The organism is Ruegeria sp. PrR005 (genome assembly GCF_010500245.1).
Classification (GTDB): domain Bacteria; phylum Pseudomonadota; class Alphaproteobacteria; order Rhodobacterales; family Rhodobacteraceae; genus Ruegeria_B; species Ruegeria_B marisflavi.
Map to the genome: position 1 here is coordinate 133,412 of NZ_JAAGOX010000002.1, position 20,178 is coordinate 153,589.

General features: G+C 58.0%; 23 protein-coding genes and 1 tRNA gene. 21 read left to right on the plus strand and 3 right to left on the minus strand.

The window, feature by feature from the left end; translation table 11 throughout:
- The first annotated feature begins 2 nt into the window (after positions 1-2).
- From G0P99_RS01600 to G0P99_RS01635, 8 genes are all read left to right on the plus strand, one after another.
- A tRNA-Val gene (locus G0P99_RS01600) sits at positions 3-77 on the plus strand.
- 90 nt (positions 78-167) lie between these two features.
- Positions 168-1,745: a DUF6538 domain-containing protein gene (locus G0P99_RS01605; RefSeq protein ID WP_164127055.1), complete on the plus strand. Its 1,578-nt coding sequence runs from the start codon at positions 168-170 to the stop codon at positions 1,743-1,745.
- Between the two features lie 86 nt (positions 1,746-1,831).
- Positions 1,832-3,010: a phage portal protein gene (locus G0P99_RS01610; RefSeq protein ID WP_164127057.1), complete on the plus strand. Its 1,179-nt coding sequence runs from the start codon at positions 1,832-1,834 to the stop codon at positions 3,008-3,010.
- Positions 3,007-3,312, plus strand: coding sequence for a gene transfer agent family protein (locus G0P99_RS01615; protein ID WP_164127059.1), 306 nt, complete (start codon positions 3,007-3,009; stop codon positions 3,310-3,312). The genes G0P99_RS01610 and G0P99_RS01615 overlap by 4 nt, the downstream gene beginning before the upstream one ends.
- Positions 3,312-3,995, plus strand: coding sequence for a tail assembly protein (locus G0P99_RS01620; protein WP_164127061.1), 684 nt, complete (start codon positions 3,312-3,314; stop codon positions 3,993-3,995). Before G0P99_RS01615 ends, G0P99_RS01620 begins: the two co-directional genes overlap by 1 nt.
- Positions 3,992-5,545 (plus strand): phage major capsid protein, encoded by a 1,554-nt coding sequence (locus G0P99_RS01625; RefSeq protein WP_164127063.1) that lies wholly within the window; start codon positions 3,992-3,994, stop codon positions 5,543-5,545. Before G0P99_RS01620 ends, G0P99_RS01625 begins: the two co-directional genes overlap by 4 nt.
- A gap of 62 nt (positions 5,546-5,607) precedes the next feature.
- Positions 5,608-6,180, plus strand: a complete 573-nt coding sequence (locus G0P99_RS01630) for a hypothetical protein (protein WP_164127065.1) — start codon at positions 5,608-5,610, stop codon at positions 6,178-6,180.
- On the plus strand, positions 6,177-6,515 hold the full coding sequence (locus G0P99_RS01635) for an HNH endonuclease (protein WP_164127067.1): 339 nt from the start codon (positions 6,177-6,179) through the stop codon (positions 6,513-6,515). The genes G0P99_RS01630 and G0P99_RS01635 overlap by 4 nt, the downstream gene beginning before the upstream one ends.
- Positions 6,516-6,517: 2 nt before the next feature.
- Here G0P99_RS01635 and G0P99_RS01640 read toward each other — a convergent pair whose 3' ends face one another.
- On the minus strand, positions 6,518-7,009 hold the full coding sequence (locus G0P99_RS01640) for a hypothetical protein (protein WP_164127068.1): 492 nt from the start codon (positions 7,007-7,009) through the stop codon (positions 6,518-6,520).
- Positions 7,010-7,101: 92 nt separating this feature from the next.
- Here G0P99_RS01640 and G0P99_RS01645 point away from each other — a divergent pair, with 92 nt between their 5' ends.
- From G0P99_RS01645 to G0P99_RS01675, 7 genes are all read left to right on the plus strand, one after another.
- Positions 7,102-7,719, plus strand: a complete 618-nt coding sequence (locus G0P99_RS01645; protein ID WP_164127070.1) for a hypothetical protein — start codon at positions 7,102-7,104, stop codon at positions 7,717-7,719.
- 268 nt (positions 7,720-7,987) lie between these two features.
- The gene (locus G0P99_RS01650; protein WP_164127072.1) at positions 7,988-8,284 is read left to right on the plus strand and encodes a head-tail connector protein; all 297 of its coding nucleotides are present in this window, start codon (positions 7,988-7,990) and stop codon (positions 8,282-8,284) included.
- On the plus strand, positions 8,271-8,705 hold the full coding sequence (locus G0P99_RS01655; RefSeq protein WP_164127073.1) for an HK97-gp10 family putative phage morphogenesis protein: 435 nt from the start codon (positions 8,271-8,273) through the stop codon (positions 8,703-8,705). The genes G0P99_RS01650 and G0P99_RS01655 overlap by 14 nt, the downstream gene beginning before the upstream one ends.
- Positions 8,702-9,121, plus strand: a complete 420-nt coding sequence (locus tag G0P99_RS01660; protein WP_164127076.1) for a DUF3168 domain-containing protein — start codon at positions 8,702-8,704, stop codon at positions 9,119-9,121. Before G0P99_RS01655 ends, G0P99_RS01660 begins: the two co-directional genes overlap by 4 nt.
- A 2-nt stretch (positions 9,122-9,123) precedes the next feature.
- Positions 9,124-9,444 (plus strand): phage head closure protein, encoded by a 321-nt coding sequence (locus G0P99_RS01665; RefSeq protein ID WP_164127176.1) that lies wholly within the window; start codon positions 9,124-9,126, stop codon positions 9,442-9,444.
- Positions 9,441-9,830: a phage terminase small subunit P27 family gene (locus G0P99_RS01670; protein ID WP_164127078.1), complete on the plus strand. Its 390-nt coding sequence runs from the start codon at positions 9,441-9,443 to the stop codon at positions 9,828-9,830. The genes G0P99_RS01665 and G0P99_RS01670 overlap by 4 nt, the downstream gene beginning before the upstream one ends.
- A gap of 2 nt (positions 9,831-9,832) precedes the next feature.
- Positions 9,833-11,230, plus strand: coding sequence for a terminase large subunit (locus G0P99_RS01675; protein WP_164127080.1), 1,398 nt, complete (start codon positions 9,833-9,835; stop codon positions 11,228-11,230).
- 34 nt (positions 11,231-11,264) lie between these two features.
- Here the strand turns inward: G0P99_RS01675 and G0P99_RS01680 are convergent, their stop codons facing one another.
- A complete protein-coding gene (locus G0P99_RS01680; RefSeq protein WP_164127082.1) occupies positions 11,265-12,275 on the minus strand; it encodes an IS30 family transposase in 1,011 nt (336 codons plus the stop codon).
- A 71-nt stretch (positions 12,276-12,346) separates the two neighbouring features.
- Between G0P99_RS01680 and G0P99_RS01685 the strand changes: the two genes are divergently transcribed.
- On the plus strand, positions 12,347-12,616 hold the full coding sequence (locus G0P99_RS01685; protein WP_370462677.1) for a terminase TerL endonuclease subunit: 270 nt from the start codon (positions 12,347-12,349) through the stop codon (positions 12,614-12,616).
- A complete protein-coding gene (locus G0P99_RS01690) occupies positions 12,613-15,093 on the plus strand; it encodes a hypothetical protein (RefSeq protein ID WP_164127083.1) in 2,481 nt (826 codons plus the stop codon). Before G0P99_RS01685 ends, G0P99_RS01690 begins: the two co-directional genes overlap by 4 nt.
- 5 nt (positions 15,094-15,098) lie before the next feature.
- Here G0P99_RS01690 and G0P99_RS01695 read toward each other — a convergent pair whose 3' ends face one another.
- Entirely contained in the window at positions 15,099-16,628 is a 1,530-nt protein-coding gene (locus tag G0P99_RS01695) for a hypothetical protein (protein WP_164127085.1), read from the minus strand.
- Between the two features lie 1,169 nt (positions 16,629-17,797).
- Here G0P99_RS01695 and G0P99_RS01700 point away from each other — a divergent pair.
- From G0P99_RS01700 to G0P99_RS01715, 4 genes are all read left to right on the plus strand, one after another.
- Entirely contained in the window at positions 17,798-18,004 is a 207-nt protein-coding gene (locus G0P99_RS01700) for a hypothetical protein (protein WP_164127087.1), read from the plus strand.
- A gap of 48 nt (positions 18,005-18,052) precedes the next feature.
- A complete protein-coding gene (locus G0P99_RS01705; RefSeq protein ID WP_164127089.1) occupies positions 18,053-18,559 on the plus strand; it encodes a hypothetical protein in 507 nt (168 codons plus the stop codon).
- A gap of 98 nt (positions 18,560-18,657) precedes the next feature.
- The gene (locus tag G0P99_RS01710; RefSeq protein ID WP_164127091.1) at positions 18,658-19,062 is read left to right on the plus strand and encodes a hypothetical protein; all 405 of its coding nucleotides are present in this window, start codon (positions 18,658-18,660) and stop codon (positions 19,060-19,062) included.
- 160 nt (positions 19,063-19,222) lie between these two features.
- A complete protein-coding gene (locus G0P99_RS01715) occupies positions 19,223-20,110 on the plus strand; it encodes a hypothetical protein (protein WP_164127093.1) in 888 nt (295 codons plus the stop codon).
- Positions 20,111-20,178: the final 68 nt, after the last annotated feature.

Here is a 20,178-nt window from a genome sequence, read left to right on the forward strand (position 1 = left end):
ACGGGTGATTAGCTCAGTGGTAGAGCGCTTCGTTCACATCGAAGATGTCAGGAGTTCAAATCTCTTATCACCCACCATCCTACCCCTTTGTATCTAAAGAAAAACCTTGCAAACAAAGGGCTTTGCCCGTTTGAAGGTAACAAACTTGGTTACAAACGGGGTTTGTTATGGCCGGTAAGGTTCGTCACCTAGTCACCCGATCCGGGCGTTATCATGCTCGGCTGGTGGTGCCGAAAGATTTACGCGGAATTGTCGGGAAGACAGAGCTTCGCACCCCGCTAGGTGGCGACTATCGCCAAGCGCTCAAGCTGTTGCCCGGTGCGGTGGCCCAGCTTCAACACCAGATCGCACAGGCGGAGCAGCAAGCCGGGGCAGGGCAGCGCCAAACCGGCCCGTCGCGCTATCCACTTGCCCCCGATCAACTCGCCCATAGCCTCTATGCGCAGCGCCTCGCCTTTGATGATGAGATACGTAATAGCCCGGCTTATCCGGCTGTTGGGCAGATCGGGATTGATGACCTGCTTGTGCAGCGCCTGCGCGATGCGATTGCGGGGAAGGCAAACGACGCAGAGCTAGGCGCACTGGTGGGCGCGCAGATCGAGCGTTTCCGGGCCGCTGGCAACCTTGATGCAGAACCCGGCTCCGAAGCTTGGCGCGAGATTACCCGTGCCCTGTGTCATGCTGAGCTAGAGGCACTGGCACGTGTCGTAGAGCGCGACGAAGGCGATTTCAGCGGCACCCCTAGCGCGCCGATCATCAAGGACGCCCAACCCCCAGAGAAAGCCCCCGAACCGATCAGCCTTAAGAGGCTCTGGACTGACTATGTGACCATGCGCCAGCAAACCGGCTCTATGCGAGATGGGGGCAAGCAGTTGGGCTTAGCTGTCGAGAAGTTGCGCGAGTTTGTGCGGCATGACGATGCTGCCCGGCTTACGAAAAAGGACATCATGGCGTGGCGCGACCAATTGTTGAAATCCCTGTCTGCGCAGACCGTGAGTAGCAAATACCTGTCAACGGTGCGTTCGGTGTTGAATTGGGCCGTGGAAAATGACCGGCTTCCTGAAAACGTCGCCGCGACTGTCAGGCAGGCCAAGCCCAAGCGAGTGAAGGCGCGAGAAAAGGGCTTCACCGACGCAGAGGCATTGAAGATCCTCAAGGTGTCACGCTCATATGAGCCGCACAAGGACGAGACGGGGCGCATACGCGAGACGCAACACATGATAGCTGCAAAGCAGTGGGTGCCTATCCTTGGAGCATTCACCGGCACCCGTGTGACAGAGATTACCCAGCTTCGAAAAGAAGATATTCGCCTAGAGGGTGACCAGTGGGTTGCCCGGCTGACGCCGGATGCTGGCACGATCAAAACAGGTGAGTATCGCGACGTGCCGCTGCATCCTCAGATTGTTCAAGAAGGATTTATAGAGTTCGTGGAAAACGCCGCTTCCGGCCCATTGTTCCACCACGGCACAGACCCAGCACAGTTTGACAGGAAGGCTACTCAGATTTCTAACCGCCTGTCCGAGTGGTTGCGTGAAAAGGAGCTTGTTACGGATATGAGGGTGCGCCCAACCCATGCATGGCGGCACCGTTTCAAAAGCCAGTGTATCGAGTTGGATATTCAAACCCGTGTCTATGATGCAATTCAAGGACATGCCGGGAAAACGGCGTCTGAGAACTATGGCGACGTGAGCTTGAAAGCGAAGATTGACGCAATCAACAAGCTGCCCTTCTACGACCTGAAATAGCCAGAAAGTTACGCATGTAACTTTCTCCTTCCGCCGTGAATCCAAGTGTGTTATTTTTGCAACACTTGGATTTCACGGCGGAACGCATGGCCTTTCAGAAGATCAAAAACGCACTTGGGTTTCGCGCCGATCAAAAGGCGCTGACCCTGACCGACCCCGACGCCCTGAGCCTGTTCGGGGTGCTGCCTACTGAAACTGGCCTTTCCATCGGCCCCAGCACCGCCATGCGCGTTCCTGCCGTGGCCTGTGCAGTCGGGCTTATCTCTGAGACCATCGGGGCGCTGCCGTTCAAGCTCTATGAGCGCACCACCAAGGAAGCGCTAACCGGTCACGCGGCCTATCGTCTGGTGCATGATGAGGCGAATGAGTGGACAAGTGCCGGTGATCTGCGTGAGCAACTAACCCTTGATGCTTTGATGCACGGGGCAGGCCATGCGCAAGTGATCCGCCTTGCCGATGGCACCCCCTATGAGCTGCACCGGCTGGAACCGGGCAAGGTGCAAGCCGATCAGGAACCGGACGGCGAACCCTTCTACCGCGTCAGCACCGATGCCGGGCAGGTTCGACTTTCCTATCGTGACGTGCTGCGCATCGAAGCCTTTGGCGGCGTGTCACCTATCACGCTGGGCCGGGAAGCTATCGCGCTTGCCCTGACGTTCGAGAAGTATATCAGCCGTTCGCTAAAGAACGGCACCCGGCTTTCCGGGGTGGTCGAACACCCGAACAAGCTTGATGCCACGGCCAAGCTCAACTTTCTGAAGGACTGGAAGGCGACCCATTCCGGGGAGAACACCGGCAACCCGGCGATTGCCGACGAAGGTGCCAAATTCGTTCCTATGGCAATGACGCTTGCCGATGCCGAATTTGCTGAAAACCGCCTTGAGCAAGTCCGGGAGATCGCCCGTATCTTCCGGGTGCCGCCGACCATGCTCTTTGAGCTATCGCGTGGCACTTGGTCCAATACCGAAGAAATGGCCCGGCAGTTCTTACAGATCACGCTTAGGCCGTGGCTGAAACAGTGGGCATGGTCCTATGCACGATGCCTGTTGACCCCCGAAGAACGCAGGGAAGCCTATCTTGAGGTCGTTACCGACGATCTGTTGACCACTGACACCGCAGCCCGTGCAACCGCCTACGGCCAGTATCGCAGCATGGGTGCGCTTACCGCGAACGAGGTGCGCGCCGGGTTGAACCTGCCGCCCAAGGACGGCGGCGACACGCTGGAAAACCCCTACACCACCACTGCCAAGGACAAGGCCGCATGACCCTGACCCACACCGCATTTTTCGGTGACGGTGAACACACGTTCGCGCTTACCGACGACATGATTGCCGAACTTGAGCGCCTTGCCGATCTGGGCATTGGCGCGCTCTACCTGCGCGCCGTCAACATGCAGTTCATGCTTGCCGATCTGATTGAGGTGATCCGTCTTGGCCTGATCGGTGGCGGCACCACCCCGGAGAGGGCCGCGCAGCTTACCGACACCTACGCCCGGAACACGCCGATTGATGCGCTGTATCCGCTGGCGCTGGACGTGCTGGACGCGCGCTGGGGTGGGGCCGCCTAATGCGCAAAGTCCATTTGCATGGCAGCCTGACCAAATACGGCAAGGTGATCGAACTGAATGTTCTAACCGCCAGCGAGGCCATTGCTGCCCTTAACGCAAACTTCCCCGGCTTTCTGGGTGATCTGGCGTCGGGGTCTTGGGTGATCCTGCGTGGCGACCCTGAAAGCGGCATGGTTCTGGACGAAGACGCGGTTGCTTCCATGCGGCTGGGCAATGCCGATCTTCATATCATGCCCGAGGTTCTTGGTGCGAAGAATGGCAACGGCACAATCAAGGCCATTCTTGGTGTTGCGCTGATTGCTATCACGGCAGGCGGTGCCGCACCGTTCCTTGCAAACCCGATCATCGCCGGGGCCACATCCGGTGCGACATGGGGCAACGCAATTGGCCAGATGGGTCTTGCAATGGCCCTGACGGGCGTTTCTTCGATGCTCGCCCCCGAGAGCGCCAGTGCCGAGGATGAAAAGAGCTACCCCCTTACCGGTCCGGTATCGAGCTATGGCGAAGGTCATGCCGTTCAAATCATCTACGGCGGCCCGATCATCACGGGCGGCATGCTGATTTCCGGCGGTATCGACGCGAACGGACTGGAAAGCGTGACACCGGCTCCTGTGGAGACACCTGATGCGGATGCGGTTGAGAACGACCCCCTGAATGACTGGGAACTCGAGGGTGGAAGATGACCGACCGTATTGAGATCAAGGCGGCGCTAGCCGTCAATGACGCCGGAGAGATCACCGGTCTTGCTTGGCCCTTTGGTAGCCCCGACCGCGTGGGCGACGTGATTGAAAAGGGCGCTTTCACCGCGCCCGGCACACTTCCGATGCTCTTTGCTCATGATCAGGCGCAGGTGATCGGCGTTTGGGATGAGATCGCCGAAACCCCCGAGGGCCTTACCGTCAAAGGCCGCTTGCTGGTGGATGATCTTGAGCGCGCGCGCGAGGTGCGCGCCATGATCCGCAGCAAGGCCGTGTCGGGCCTGTCCATCGGCTTTGTCACCAAGAAGGCGCAACGCCACGCCAAAGGCCGCACCATCACCGCCGCAGAGCTGCACGAAATTTCTGTTGTCGCTGTTCCCGCGCATCCGGGCGCGCAGATCATTTCCATCAAATCGGATGCACCCCAGACCCCCAAGCCCCTCAAGGAGACCCCCGAAGTGGAAAACGAGGAAATCGAAACCGAAAAGAAGGCCGCAACCCCGGCCAATGACACGCCGCAGGTGCCGCAGATCGACACCAAGGCGTTCAACGACATCAAAGCCCGGCTGGACCGGCTGGAAGCCAAGGGCAACCGCCCCCAGATTACCGGCCCGGCAAGCCCGGTCATGGGCGCGGAAGAGGTGAAGGCATTCACTCACTACCTTTCGACGGGTGAGAAGAAATCGCTGACCACGGCCAGCGACACCGACAACCATATCCTTGCCCCCGAGGACGTCAGCGGCGAGTTCATCCGCAATCTGGTGGAATACAGCCCCATTCGCGGCATTGCCGATGTGCGCACCACCGGCGCGGCAAACATTATCCTGCCGAAGCGCACCGGGATCACCAATGCCGCATGGGTTGGCGAGACTGACGCGCGGACGGGCAGCGAACCGACCTTCGCTCAGTCCGCTATCGCGACCAAGGAAATCGCCACCTTTGTGGATATTTCGCTTCAGCTTGCCGAAGACAGCGCCAATGTGCTGAGCGAGGTCAATCTCGCCCTTGCCGAAGATTTCGGCCAGAAAGAGAACGTTTCGTTCGTCAGCGGCAACACCGCGCTTGAGCCTGCCGGGTTCATGGTCAACGCAAACATTGCTGAGACCGTCGCAGCCGCTACCGCTGCCATTTCCCCGGATGAGCTGATTGCGCTTATGTATGCCCTGCCGGCCACCTACCGGAACGCAGGCACCTGGGTGATGAACGGCCAGACGCTTGCCGCCCTGCGCACCCTGAAAGACGGTCACGGCAACTACCTGTGGCAGCCGTCCTATCAGGCAGGCCAGCCGGAAACGATCCTTGGCCGCCCCGTGGTTGAAGCCGTTGACATGGCGGACATCGGCGCGAATGCAGAACCGATCATCTTTGGCGACTTCAAGCGCGGCTACCGCATCTATGACCGGCTGTCGCTGGCCGTGCTGGCAGACCCCTACACCCAGCGTGCCAATGGCCTGATGCGCTATCATGCGCGCCGCCGGGTGGGTGCTGGCGTGGTTCGCCCCGATGCGTTCCGCAAGCTGAAAATGGCCGCGTAACCCAGACCATGAAACCGCAGCTCGCATATGACGCAATCGCACTGGAATACGGCGGCAACGCCGTGTTCCTGCGTCCGTCTTTGCGGGCTGCAATCCATCTTGAGCGGTTGCATGGTGGGTTCCCTGCATTGCTGCGCAAGATCGAAGAATTTGACACGCTGACCATCTGGCGGGTGATCACCGCTGTTGCTGGTATGACGGCCACCGAACCGCTGTTTGCCTATGTCGCAAAGCATCCCCTCAAGGACTTCCAGAGGGCTGCGCAGGGGGCATGTTTTGAGCTGGTGGCCGCGTTCTTCCCTGAGACCCCGGAAACCACCGACAAGCAGCCCAGCACGACCAAGGCAACCCCGTGGGCCGATCTGTTCAAGGAGCTATACGGTTTCGCTACCGGGTGGTTGGGTTGGACCCCGGAAACGGCATGGAACGCCACGCCGCAGGAGATCACCGACGCAATCACCGCCCATTTTGCCATGCTTAAGGCCATTCATGGTGGGGCAGAAGATACAGACACCGGCCCGAGCGAGGAACAGCGCAAACAGAACACCGATATGGGCCTTGATCCTGACTTTGACCGGGCGGGGCTGTCTGCCCTGAAAGAGCTATCGACACTGCGCGAGGGGATGACCGTATGAGCAAGCCCCCGCATATCTGCACCTGTGGCCAAATCGTGCCCCATGGTGAGCGTTGCGCCTGTCAGATCGCGCGCACCCGTGCCCGGAACAAGCGCCACGACGCGAACCGCCCGAGCGCGGCTAAGCGCGGCTACAACCGTGCATGGCGCGCAGCCCGTGACGCTTTCCTTAAGCTGTTTCCCACATGTCGCAGGTGCGGCGAACTTGCTACCACGGTTGACCACATCACGCCTCACCGTGGCGATGATCGTTTGTTTTGGGATCGCACAAATTGGCAGTCGCTTTGCACGTCCTGTCACAACCGCCACAAGCAACGGCAGGAGTGCGGAAAGTGACGTTAAAAATCGCCCATTCTCACTTGGCGTGCTGGCGGCATCTTTTCAAATCTAAAACCGTGTTTCCCATCGGTTTGGCATGTCTTGTAGTAACCGCCAGAAACGAAACTGATCAATTTGTCGCGGTTCAAGCAAACCGGACAAATGAAGTGTATCGGCTGCCCATTGGCGGCGTCTTCTCTAAGACGAAAAACGATATCTTTTTGGCTCGTTTCGATAAGCTCATACCGGGCTTTCTCTTTCTCGAAATCGTCTTGCCGTTGGAGTTCTTGGCTCAGCGCCCTGAGCGCGTCGCTAAGTTGAACATTCATCATGTTGGCAGACGTCAATTCAGCGGCAAGTGTGTTCAAGAGTCGCTGCACCTGTTCGTTGTCTGGCGTCTTCCCGCCCTCAAAAAGCGCTTTGATGCTAACGATAGTATCAGATGCTTTCCCAGTGAGTCCTACGGCGCTGGTAGCAAGGCCGATGTATTCTCCGATTTGCCCGATATCCATAGCTCTGTTCCTTATGTGTTCTTACTTGGATCATCGTTACCGCTGAGCCTTCAATTGATCAACTCTCGCGTGCAACGACAGGAGCGCAGCCAATGAGCTACAACCCTGAAAAGACGCTCTGGCAAGAAGTCCTTCTTAGGCAGGTAGAGGATGCCCTGCATGGTCCGACCGGCGTGAGCGGGCAGCACAACCGCATTGCCAAGGTGCGTAGCGCGCGCACCTTCCTGACCACTCCGAACGACAGCCTTGTAACCGTCTGTTCGCTGGCCGGACTGGACCACGAAGCAGTTATCAGCCGTATGCGCAAGCAGATCGCCAACGCCCCTAGCCCGGAAGACCTGACCACTAAGCCCAGAGCGCACCGCGCATCCTTCACCGCCAGACCGGAGAAGCCCAAGGCCACGCTGACCAAGTATGTTGACCGGCTGCTTACCTTCGATGACACCACACTGACCATGCAACAATGGGCAGACCGCACCGGCCTGACTGTTACCCAGATCGCATCCCGCCTTCGCCAGCATTGGACCATCGAACGCGCACTTACGCAGCCAATGCGTAAGCGCAATCGCGGATGGGGGGCGACTGGTGCGGCTAGTGGCACAGATGCACCGGGGTTGGGTTCGGACTTTCGCCCCCTAGAGGGGACCGGCGCGGGGAGGTCCGCACAAGACAGACCGAATTTAAGTTTTTCGGAAAGGGTCTTGAATTGACAGCTTCATTTGCTCCGAGTTTGCTCACGGTAGCGGCGTATCATAGCGTCCATTTCAATATCGTGTGCTTCGCGACCGCCTGCGCTTCCAAGTTGGCGCTTGCGCAGTATTTCACGCGATTCAGGGCAACCGCACGTTCTTGTGTTACCTGGACAACCACAACCCGCACAGATCACACCGTCTGCCATCGCGTCCGACCATTCACCCATTTTTGCAATCCTTGGCTTAGAAAACGTCCCTCTCTTTGGACGCAGTATGAGGCGATAATATGACCGCAACGACACCCGTTAGCCTGCTGAAATCGCAGCTTAACCTTGACTACGATCTTGACGACGCCCTGCTTGCGCACAAGCTGGACGCCGCCGAAATCTGGATTGGTAACTACACCGGCTATCCGTTTGAGGCGGGAAATGCGGTGCAGACCGAAGCCGCATTGCAGCTTGCGGCCTATTGGTATGAGGTCCGCGAAAGCGCCAGTGACGTAACCATGCGCCCGGTTCCGTTCGGCGTTTACGAGCTGTTGGCCCCCTACGTTAAGCAGGTGACGGGCTATGTCGCGGAATAAGAGCCTGTCCGAACAATCGCGCATCCTGAGTGAGCGCCTGAAAGCCATTCCCGAGGCCGTTGTCCGGGATGTGCGGCCTGCTTTGATCAAGGGTGCCGAAGAAATCGCAGCCGCGCAGCGCGCCCTTGTGCCGGTGGATGAAGGCGACTTGAAAGAGTCTATCATCGTGACCGCACCCGGTCAGACAACCCCGGCCTATGCAAAGGGCGGCGGCAAGCGCACCGCTGGTGAAAATCAGGCTCTTGTAACCGCTGGGAATGAGACGGTGCGCCACGGCCACCTTCAGGAGTTCGGCACCGTAAAGCAGGAGGCCCAGCCGTTCATGCGCCCCGGTGCCCGGCTGGCGATGCCCAAGGCCAAGCGCCGGATCAGCCGCGCAATCGGGCAGGCAATCAAGAAGGCGGCAGAGGGTGACGCATGATTGACCCTAGCCTTGAATTCCAGACCGCAATTCGGGCGCAACTGATTACAAATCAGTATGTCAGCGCCCTTGTGCCCGCTGATCACGTTCGGGCTGGTTCGACGCGCCCGGACAAGCTGCCGACGATCATCTTGGCAAACCCCCAGACGATCAACCTGGGCCGTGCAAGCGGTGGCCAGTATCTCACGCGCGTTTTCTTCGACCTGCATATCTGGGCCTTGGAAGACGGGGCGGATATGGCCCGGCAGATCGGCACGGCTGTGTCTGTCGCTCTTTGGGATGCCCCGACAAGCGCCACTGTGGGTATTGATGCCTATGAGCGCCCCAGCTTCACCTACATGCGCGACCCTGACCCGGAAAAGGCATACTGCCATGGCGTCGGCACCGTCGAAGGCGTGATCCGGTGGCGAGTGTGAGTATGATCAGGGCAGGCAAGCTTGATCGGCAGATCACCATTGAACGGAAGGTCGAGACCATTGCCGCGTCGGGTTCTGTCACGTCTGAATGGTTGCAGGTTGCAACCATCCGGGCAGAGCTGGTGCAGCGCAGTGCCGACGAATACCTGGCCGGGTTCGGTGAGGCCGAGGCAGGTGGTGCGGTGTTCCGCGTCCGGTATCTGGCCGGGATCACAACCGCAGACCGCGTGACCTTCGACGGCGTGGCCTATGACATTGACGAAATCGCAGAGCTTGGCCGCAAACGCGCCCTTGAGCTGCGTTGTTCAAAGGTGGCGGTATGAGCGTTCATTCGCGCGGTGTGAAGCCTGCCCTTGCCCCCGATAGCGATGCCCTGACCAAAGCGCCGCCGGTGCCGAAATACCTTTCGGCCCATGCCAAGGCGGAGTGGAGGCGGATCATGCCGCAGCTCATTGCCCGGCAGGTGATCACCAAGGCGGATTTGGCCGGGGTGGAAAACTACTGCGCGGCGGTAGGGGCTGCGCGCACCATCGCTGACACTATGAGCGCCGGGGGCATTCCCGATCTGAAACTTGGCGGCCTGCAAATTCGCTACATGACCACCGCGCGCCAGCTTGCCGCCGAATACGGGCTGACCCCGACTAGCCGCGCCCGGATCGGGGCAGGGGTGGCGGATGATGATGACGCCGACAACCCGCTGGCGGTGTGATCATGAGCGCGGCCAGCACATACCCGGCATGGATTGATGACGGCAGCACCATCCCCGACCCGCTGGGGCATGGTGAGCGCGCCGTCACGTTCCTGCGTCGGCTGCGACACCCGGCGGCGGTGAATGATAATCGCGCGCCCAAGGCCGCGAACATCAACCATCACCCCCGTGCTTTTCAGCTTGCACCGTTTCAGGAACGCATCGTGCGGCGCATCTATGGGCCGCGCCACGAAGACGGGCGGCGGATCGTCAAAACTGTGTTCTTGATGCTGCCCCGTGGGAACCGGAAAACGAGCTTGGCCGCTGCCCTGTCATTGCTGCATGTGATCGGCCCCGAGAAGGTGCCTGCCGGGCAAGTGATCTTTGCCGCGTCCGATCGGGAACAGGCCGGTATCGGCTTCCGGGAAGCCGCAGACATCATCCGCGAAGACAAGCGCCTTGTGGCGGCAACACGCATTCACGACGCCTTTAACAGCGCCAAGCAGATCACCGACCTTAAGAGCGGTGCGCGGCTGCGCGCCGTGTCCAGCGATGGCCGCGCGCAGCACGGTACCACCCCGGCTTTTGTGCTGGCCGATGAAATACACGCATGGGCCGGGCGGGATCTTTGGGAAGCTCTGAAATCCGGCCTCGCCAAGACCGACAGTAGTCTTATGGTGATCGCCACTACGGCAGGCCGGGGCCATGAAACGCTTGCCGCCGAACAGTATGACTATGGCCGGCGTGTCGCCCTGGGTGAGATCGAAAACCCTGAGTTTCTGCCGATCATCTTTGCCGCCGAACCGGATGACGATTGGCAGAGTGAAGATGTTTGGAGCCGAGTGAACCCCGGCCTTAAGCACGGCTTCCCCAGCCTGTCGGGCCTGCGCAGTCTGGCAAAAGAGGCCAAAGACCACCCGGCGGAGCGCTACAGCTTCCAGCAATACAACCTGAATATCTGGTTCGGGAACAGCCGCGACCCGCTGTTCAGCATGACGACCTATGACGCCCGGCGCTTCGATGATGACGAAACCGACCTTGAGGCACTGCCGTGCTGGGTGGGTGTGGATATGGCCCTGTCCGGTGATACCGCCGCAGTGGTGGCCGCGTGGCGGCACCCTGACGGGCAGATTACCATCAAGCCTTGGTTCTTTGTGCCCGGTGATGATCTGAAAGGGCGCAGCGAACGCGACGGGGTGCCTTATGAGCGCTGGCGCGATGAAGGGCTGATCACGGCCACGCCCGGCCCGATCATCGACCCCGAGGCGGTAGAGGATCACTTGCACGAGCTGGCCGCGCGCCACGATGTGCGCGAGATCGCTTTTGACCCCCACCTTGCCCGGCAGATCATGCAGCGGCTTTATAGTGACGGGCTGCCGGTGGTTGAATTGCGCCAAGCGCCCCTGAGTATGGGTGTGTGAACTCACGGTGAAGTGCAATTTCTGATATGTTGTTTTATTCCAGACGGTTCTGGATTTCCATCAGCTTGGTTTCGAAAATCTCGGCGGGCGTGTGGTAGCCGAGGCATTTGCGCGGCGTCGAATTGAGGCGATGGCAAATCGACCTCAAATATCGATTTGTCAGCGCCGTCGGTTCGGTCGAGCGGGGCAGGTATTTCCGCAGCCTGTTGTTGGTATTCTCAACCGTGCCTTTCTGGTACGGCGCTTGTGGATCGCAAAACCACGCATCCGCACCGAGCCCGACCTTGAGGTGCCGCCAGGCCGAGAATTCGGTGCCTCTGTCGAACGTAATCGACTGGCGCGCGTCGGCGGGCAGGGGAGCCAGTCCCTGGATCAGTGCCTCCATGATCGGTTTGGACTGGCGGTCTTCGTTGCGCATCACGACCGCATAGCGGCTCACGCGCTCGACGAGGGAGGTCACGTTGACCTTCCCATGCTCCTTGCGGAACATCATCAGATCGCATTCCCAGTGACCGAACTCTGCGCGCTCTGAGATGCGGTCAGGCCTGCGTGAAAGGCTTTGGGCGTCGAAAATGTGTGTTCGGTTGTGTCTGCGGTGGCCGCGCGGTCTGCGGCGTCTTCTGTGTTCGGGCAGGTGTCGATAGAACTGCTCGTCACGACCGTCCTTGGAATAGGCGAAGCGATAGATCGTCTCGTGGCTGACGCGGACCGGATGGCGCTCCAGCCGCATCCGGCCTGCAATCTGTTCGGGAGACCAGCCCGCCTTGAGCCGATCTTCGATGGCGGTTTTGAGGTCAGGGTGCATGATCATCTTTCGATGGATCGCGCGGCGCTTCTCGTACTTGGCTTGTGCCGTGATGCAGTAGTAACCGTTCAGGTCTGGCAGTTCCCGGTCCTCATAGGTGTTCCGCTTCAGCTCGCGATAAATCGTCGATGGCGCACGACCTAGACGATCCGCAATCTCAGGAACCGGCATTTTGGCTTCTCGCCACTTGTCGATCTTACGGCGTTCTTCCAAACTCAGGTGAGGGTAGCAGCGTCCCATTCACAAGCCTCCGTGCAACGTTCTGTTTTGATACAGAATTTGCACTTCGGATGTGAATCCACCGTGTTGCGATTGGCGACCTTGAGCGCACCGTCAACGGCCAGATGATCCGCCACAACGGCCACCCCGTCTTGCGCCACCACTTCGATAGCGTAGTTGCCAGCCGGAACGAAACCACCGGCCTTGTGCGGATGCACAAGGGCAAGAAAACCGACCGCATTGACGGGGCGGTTGCGTCAGCAATGGCGGTTTCCCGCGCCGTGGCCGGTGAAAGCAACAAATCGCATTACAGCGACCCGAATTTCAAATCCCTCGCCGATCTAATGGAGGAAGCGGCATGAACGAAGTAACGATGCCCGGCTTGATCGTCCCGCTTGAAGCGAGGGTCGATAAACTTGAAAAGGGCCTTGAGCGCGCCAACCGGGCGCAGCGCCGGGCTGCGCAGAGCATGGAACGTCGGGCCGCACAGTCGGCAGACCGGATCAACAGCACCTATGGCAAGATGGGTGAAGCGATGGCGGGTGCCTTCAAACGCATGGCGTTGCCGGTGCTTGGTGCTGCCGGGCTGGGCGGTATCGCCAAGGCATCCTTTGAGACCGCTAAAGGCGTTGCCCAGATCGGCGACGAAGCCAAGCGCGCCGGTGTGCCGCTGAAGGACTTTCAGGAATGGAAGTTCGTCGCGGAACAGAACCGCATTGGCATTGATGCGATGATTGACGGCTTGAAAGAGCTGAACTTGCGCGCTGATGAATTTGTTGTCACCGGCAAGGGACCGGCTGCCGAAGCGTTCGCACGGCTGGGCTACGGTGCCGACGAGCTGCGCGAGAAGCTCAAGAATCCGTCCGAGCTGTTGCTTGAGATCATGGGCCGGATGCAGCGCCTGAACGTGGCCGCGCGCATCCGCGTGGCCGACGAGCTGTTCGGCGGCACCGCAGGCGAGCGGTTTGTCGAGCTGGTGGAGCAGGGCGAAGACAGCCTGCGCCGCACGGTGGACCGCGCGCACGAGCTGGGCCTTGTCCTGAGTGACGATGTGGTTGCCAGCGCCGACGAAGTGTCGCGCAAATTCGATGAACTGACTGCACGCATTTCCACTTTCGGCAAGCGCGTGGCGTTGGCTGTCGCAGAAGGGATTGCCGAAGCCGCAGACCTGCGCGCCAAGCTGGACGAGATTTTCAAGGATGAAGCACAGGGCCGGGCGGTGCTGGGGGATGATCTGTATGACGCCCTTGCCGACAATCGCGACGTTGTGAATGCGCAGGAACAGGACATTGGCGCGTTGCGCAAGTCGTATGATCAGCTTGCCGATTCCGTTCACATTACTTCCGCCCAGCTCTTGCAGGCGTCTAATCTCGCCCGGAGCTGGGGCTATGACGAAGCCGCAACCGAGCTGGCAGGTGCTGCGGCGGAGATGGTCACGCTGGCCGATGAATTCGTCAACGGCACTCGGACGGGTGAGGATTTCGCGCAAAAGCTGGGCGAGGTGCAGACGGCGGCGGCTGGTGCATTCAACACGCTGGACGAAGCCGACCGGGTGGATTTCAGCAACGCGATTGCACAGGTGGCGAGCCTGGGCGGCGTTTTGCAGACCGTGCTTGGGCTAGCGTCGTCGCTCAAGGGCGCTCTGGCCAATGCTGCCGGGATGGATGCCCCCAAGACGCCCATGCAGACGTTCCGGGAAGCTGACGCCGAATCCGTGCGCAACTGGCAGGCTGAGAAGGCCAAGCTGGATGAGTTTCTTGCCGGGGAGGCGGAGCGCAACGCCATGTCGCGCGAGCGCCTGACCCTTGAGCGCGAAATCGCAACTGTGATGAAGCGCGCCGCAGAGGATGGTATAACCCTGACCCGTGAACAGGCAGAGGCTGCCGCCACGGCCAAGATCGCCGCCGATGCCGCGCGCAGCAATGCCGGGAAGGGTGGCGGTGGCAGCGGTGACGCCTTTGGCCGGGCGGTGCAGTCGATCATGGACGAGACGAGGGCGCTTGAGCTGGAAACCGCCGCGATGCTGGCAGCGGCTGCCGCTGGCCGCGACTATGAGACCGCAATCGAGATCGCCCGGCGCGAAGCGGAGCTGCTACTCTCAGCGCAGATGCAGGGCTTGTCCGTCACCCCAGCACTGCGCACCGAGATTGCGAAGCTGGCGCAGGCATATGTGGACAGCGCCCGGAAATCCGAGCAGGCCGCAGAAGGGCTGCGCCGGATCGACGACGCTAAGAACCACATCGCCAACTCTGCGGCCAATGCCTTCGCCGGGCTGATCGACGGCACCATGTCCTTCAAGGCCGCTATGGCGAGCCTGATGAAAGACCTGGCGCGCTACGCGGCACAGAAGTTCATCCTGCGACTGCTGGGTGGGCTTGCCGGTGGTGGGCAGGGGTGGCTGAACAGTTTCGCGACCATGCTGGGCGGGTTCGCGGATGGCGGCTACACCGGCGACGGCTCGAAGTATCAACCTGCCGGGATTGTCCACAAGGGTGAGTATGTTCTTTCAAAAGAGGCCACCCGCCGGATTGGCGTCGGCAATCTGGAAGCGCTGCACAGCGCCGCCAAGAGGGGTTATGCGTCTGGCGGCTACGTGGGTGGCCCGGAACCCCTTAGACCCCGCTCAGAGGTGCGCACAGAGTCTCTGGGCGACTCGGGGCAGGTGATCACCATTCATGCGCCGGTGACGGTGAACGGATCGGCGGGAACGCCGGAACAGAACACCGACCTTGCGAAGCGTATGGCGCGTGAGATGGAAATGACGATGCGTGGTGTGGTGGTGGATGAAATCCGTCGCCAGATGCGCCCGGGCAACATGATGAATAACGGGAGACGCTAACCTTCCTACAACCAGCCGAGCAACGCCATAGGTATCGCCAAGATGAAACCCGCAGTTGCCATCGGCGCTCTTAAAACTATGCGTTTGAAACGATTGGTTTGCGACACGGCCCGTGAATAGATCAACGTCGTCACTGCCATCAAGATGATTGCCGCATAAAACAGAAAAGTGGGTAACAAACTGGTGATTAGAAGGGTGTTGTATGGAGCAATTCGATCATTCAAATCCCGGCCTATTGTGCTCAAGTCACGTGAAAGCGCCCAATGCCAAATGAACTCCACGGCAATAACTTCTTCACACACGGAAAAGTCGTGAATCACTTCGGAAGATAACAAAATGCGTATTGCGCCCCCGTTTTCAAGTAGGCAAAGCGCTACAGGATTATTCCCCAGTTCCGCTGACGCTGTTTCGGACACAAATCGAGTCAGGGGGACGATTTCGAGATTTGAAAGCGAAACCGGGAAAGCGTCTTCAAGGAAGTCCGTTCGAGAAAAGGTTGCCGTATACGCTGCAGACAAGGAACTGGCCTTTACAACGGATCCATCAACTACAAAATCGGCCGCCTCAAACGCACGTGCGTCGCCCTCTTGTTGTTCGCCCCCATCCTCCGGTGGTTCTACAGTGTCCCTATAGCCCAATTCGTCGCGCAGTTGGGTGGACGCCAGTTCTACCAATGTCCCGCCGTTCTCCTTGTTGAGTTCAGAGAACCCGGAAGAAAACTCCACGTTCAATCTTGGTAGTGTCGTTAGAAGAAGTGGCTGAATATCTGCCGCATTGGGTTTGAAGGTTGAGTAATAGTATATTGTGACTTCTTCGTGATCTTTCGCATCCATGTCAGTTGCAACGATTGCGCTGAAGTTCCCCCAATAGGTAATTCTGTTTGCTAGTTCGTCTGCCCCAGCTTTCAACAAGAATTCCGGTGGTTCTTCGATTTCGAACAATTCACCGGTCGTTTCTTTCTCACGCGCAAAAATCAAATCCACTTCCGGTGCAAGGAAGAATTGCACAACGGCCAACACAAAGGCGGCATAGAACAGAATGAACGTGTTCATTGTCACTATCAGGTCCGAGGCAATGAACAAAACGGAGCGAAAGATACTCTTCGCCGAAAGAGACGCTTCGATGAAGATTTTTGTCTGCACAATGGTGAAGTAATCGAAAAAGACGTTAAAGGTTACAAATGCAGCAATCACAAGGTATTGCGTGGCATCAAAGCGGACTCCCGAAATCGCTGCTGGGTTCATGTAGACTTGAACGGCTGTTACCAACGAAAATGAAACCAGAGAAATTACTAGAGCAGAGAGAAAGAAAGAACCTGATAGAAGCTTGGCCGAGAAAAACCTACCAAATACAACAGTGTGAGATAGCGTGAGGAAACGGAGAAACTTCTCTGTCAGGGAGGAGGGATCAGCGTTTGCTTCCAGATAGTTGGAAATCTTCTCACGCTCTTCTTTTCCGATCAAAACTTGATCGAAGAACAGACCCAAGCCGGTCAGCGTCATAACATCTGTGACGAACTCGGAAAAAACGCTCAAGGTAGTCCACCGTTTTCTACTTCATATGCTCTGGCAAGCGGTCGTGCACACATCATACAGTGTAGCAGTCGGTTGAAAAGCGTCCTTGTCGCTTGCCATAGCAGCGCTCAGGCAAGAGTGCGCATTCGCCTTGAACCTATCGAGGATTCCGAGTATGTTAAGGTTGCCGGAAAGGCAGCACAAAGCACCAGCTTACAAAACAGTCAGGTTCGAGCCGATACTTTCTATTCCGCTCACCGACACCTTGATACCAGCCACACAATCAACGCCAGCGCCGGGAACATGACCGGGCAGCGAGTCGCCTAGCTGGAAGGTGCAGGAAAGATCGCTTTGGATCGCTCCCCGGTGGAAACCACCGGACGCCCCAAGCGGTTGCCGCCGGTCTCAGGACGAAATGGCACAGAAAGACGGTTGCAATGTGCGGTGGGCTTCGGCCCTGGGTCACAACAACCGATCACGTCTAGGTTGGAGGAAAGCCGGGCGTGATGCTCAGCCGAAAGGCTGTAACCGCTTGGCTGAAAGGCCGGGATCGGGGCGCTGCTAGGTCAATGGAAGCCACCTAGTGTTAGAAGCCCTTCACCACCTGTTATATGCAGATCATCCCCCTTGGACATCACAGATTAGGTTTTGTGCTGTCCAAGGGGGAAAGTCCTATTTCTGCAGGGATTATTGATAAACATTCATTCTGTGCGTTTCACATAATCTTCCGGCTGAGAGAATAGAAACAGAGGGCGCGAAGCGCCCGCAAGCGAGCGTCAGCGAGCGCGCAGGAGTGATGATGAGATTGACGGCACGAACTCTGCTTGAAGCACTTACAGGTTCTTGGCCCAAGCTATCCGGCAACGGCGGTAGTCCGAATGATCTGGGGAAGTTGCCGCCGGAACTTCTCTGCCTGGCAAAAATCGCCCGGACGCGAGACGAATTGCTTGAGCACCTGACGAAAAAAGTGTTATACTATAACAAGTAAGGGCTGGCTTCCAACTATGCCCTGAATAGACCCCGCGCCGGATCATCGTTGCAGATGTAAGTCACCCGGCGCGGGGTCTTTATTTACTTAAGTAAGCACTTACTTTCAATGAAAACAATAACTTATGTAGTTTTACCTCTTGTGCTTGGATTCTGCTTGCGAGAATCTGGCAGGGCAAATCAACCCATAGAGGACCACGACCATGCAGGCACAGACCGCCCCTGTAGACACCTACCTTGATGACGCCACCTATGCCCGGCTCCGGGCGGAGCTGGTGCGCTTGATCAGCGAACAGCCGTATGACTCGGATACAGCCGTGGTTACAGCTTTGGGCGAGCTGGGCGGCGTGTGGCCTCTGAGCGTTCGGGAAGATGCCGAGCGTGAAGAAAAAATCGCAGATGCCGCTTGAGATTCGTCAACGTCAAAGCTACATTGACGATGACGAAAGGAGAATCCAATGGCGAAGTCATCAACTGAACGAATGCGCGAGAAGAAAGAGCGCGATGAGGCTGCGCGTCGGGCATTGGGTGATGCTACCTACCCATACCTAAGAGAAACCTTCTCGCAGTTCCTCGGCCACGAGGGAAACTACTCGAATGTTGAGATCGCACTGGGGTTGGCGGGGATTGAAGCACCTCAGATTGAAGACGAACGCGACCCAGAGGCTTTCGCCATAGAAGAAGTGATAGCAGGTGTTGAAGACCCCTTTCCGGGCGCGAAGGGCGCAATTGGGCGCGCAGAGGTGATGATTGATTGCTACATCGACGCAGCCATTGAGCTTGCCGGGGTGGTCAACAATTACAAACGACAGGAAATCGAAGCGCGTCTTTCAGAGTTGGAAAGCTCAGATACGGCAGACAAGGCGACGGCCATGAAAGAGGCCGTGCGGCTCAACAAGATGCTGGATCAACTCAACAAGCAGGTCCGCAGGTCATTCCCGCAGTGGAAGGTAACGGGCGCTTAGCCCGATCAAAGAACGAAAGGCGGCGATATCCTCAGTTCCTACGCCGTGGTGCCGCCCCTTTCATCCATCATGAAACCCCAAGTGAAAGGAAGCCTCATATGGTTATCGAGAATACCACCACCACCCCGGCAGGGGCAACGAAAATACCCGAGTGGAATGGGCGCGTTGATCAGAACGACCCCGCCGCGATGATCAAGTTCTTGTCCTCAATGCCCAACGCCAAGACTATCACGCACGACGAATTGGGTAGGATCGTTGAGGGTGCGGTCACTCACGCTGTCCTTGGAACCACACAGATTTCAATGAAGGACGGCATCCTTGTGGTTGAACAGGCCGCGCTTGAAGGGGATTGGTGTTATTGCATCGGCGGCACTCACGCGAGCTACGGTAACTTCGCCGTGTTCTGGTCAGTGCGCGGCCCCGGCAATGGTCCGCGTCCCCGGTCTTGCTTCATGTTCTGGGATGATGAGGCAGTGATGCTCAATCCGGGCTACGCGGCATAGCCTAACGAAATCTCAGAAATGACGGACCCGCCGGTGTGAACTGGCGGGTTCTTGTGTGAAATGTCCGACCGGTCAGGCTCGACTTCAACTATGATTTTTCGTTTAGTGCAGGTGCGCATGAGATTGCCAATTTCAGCACTAAGACGAGGTAACGTGCCGGTTGCGGATATTTGATAACTATTGGATCGCAGAATTCGTTGAGCGCCTGAGTGTCGCGCTCAAGTGGGATAAACTTGGCGCAATTGGCCGCTCGAATATCGGTCGCTTGACGATCTTGATACCGTTTGTTGGCTATCTGATCATCTTCAACCCTTCATTTGTTAGCTTTTTCAGGCAAGAACTGCCGGGTGGTATCCCTAATACATACGAGTGGTTCTCGGAGCTTCATGAGCTTCGATTGATCTTCCTCTATTTCGGATTGTTGTTTCTGGGGGTGGGTAACCTTCTGTTCATCCTCCTAGCTCCAGAAGCTCTAAGGCGACATTCGGATGTCTCTGGGTATGTCGCTGAGATGGAAGATGTTGCTTCGCCGTCGCTGATTGCGAGTAAGCTGGATGAGACCATCGCCAGATTTCAGCAAGTGAACCAAGGTGAAGCGGCTAGCCCGTTGTTTTCAAGCCAATCACCGTCCTTCCCCTCGGATGCTTCTCAACACCTACATGACTTGATTGCAAGCCTTTGGAGGGACATTCCCCAAGAGGGTCTTCCCGACGTGACCGAGCAGGATGAACCTCTTGGAAGCCTATACGAGGGTTCGCCATACACTGTGTATTCCGGTTCCGGATACCTTCTCACAGACAACGTCATGGACATGATGACTGCCGGGGGCCGTGCGGCGCTGGCCTTCCAGTTCTCGATGCATCAAGCCGCCTTTGGTAGATCGAAGGAGGTATTTTTTGTTGAGTTCTTCTCGCTTGGGTATGCAAGGTTTGTGGTCAGAACTGTCATTGGTTTCTTCTTTTTGATTGGCTTCCTGGCTCTGATCGTCCCGACACTGACCACCTCAATCCTAGTGCTGCTCACCGCATTTCAGAGTCCGGTCATGTAGTGGCACGGTCGGATTAGCCTAGCTGACGTCGCGTCACATGGTCCATTTCGCAGCCGGTTACATGGTTA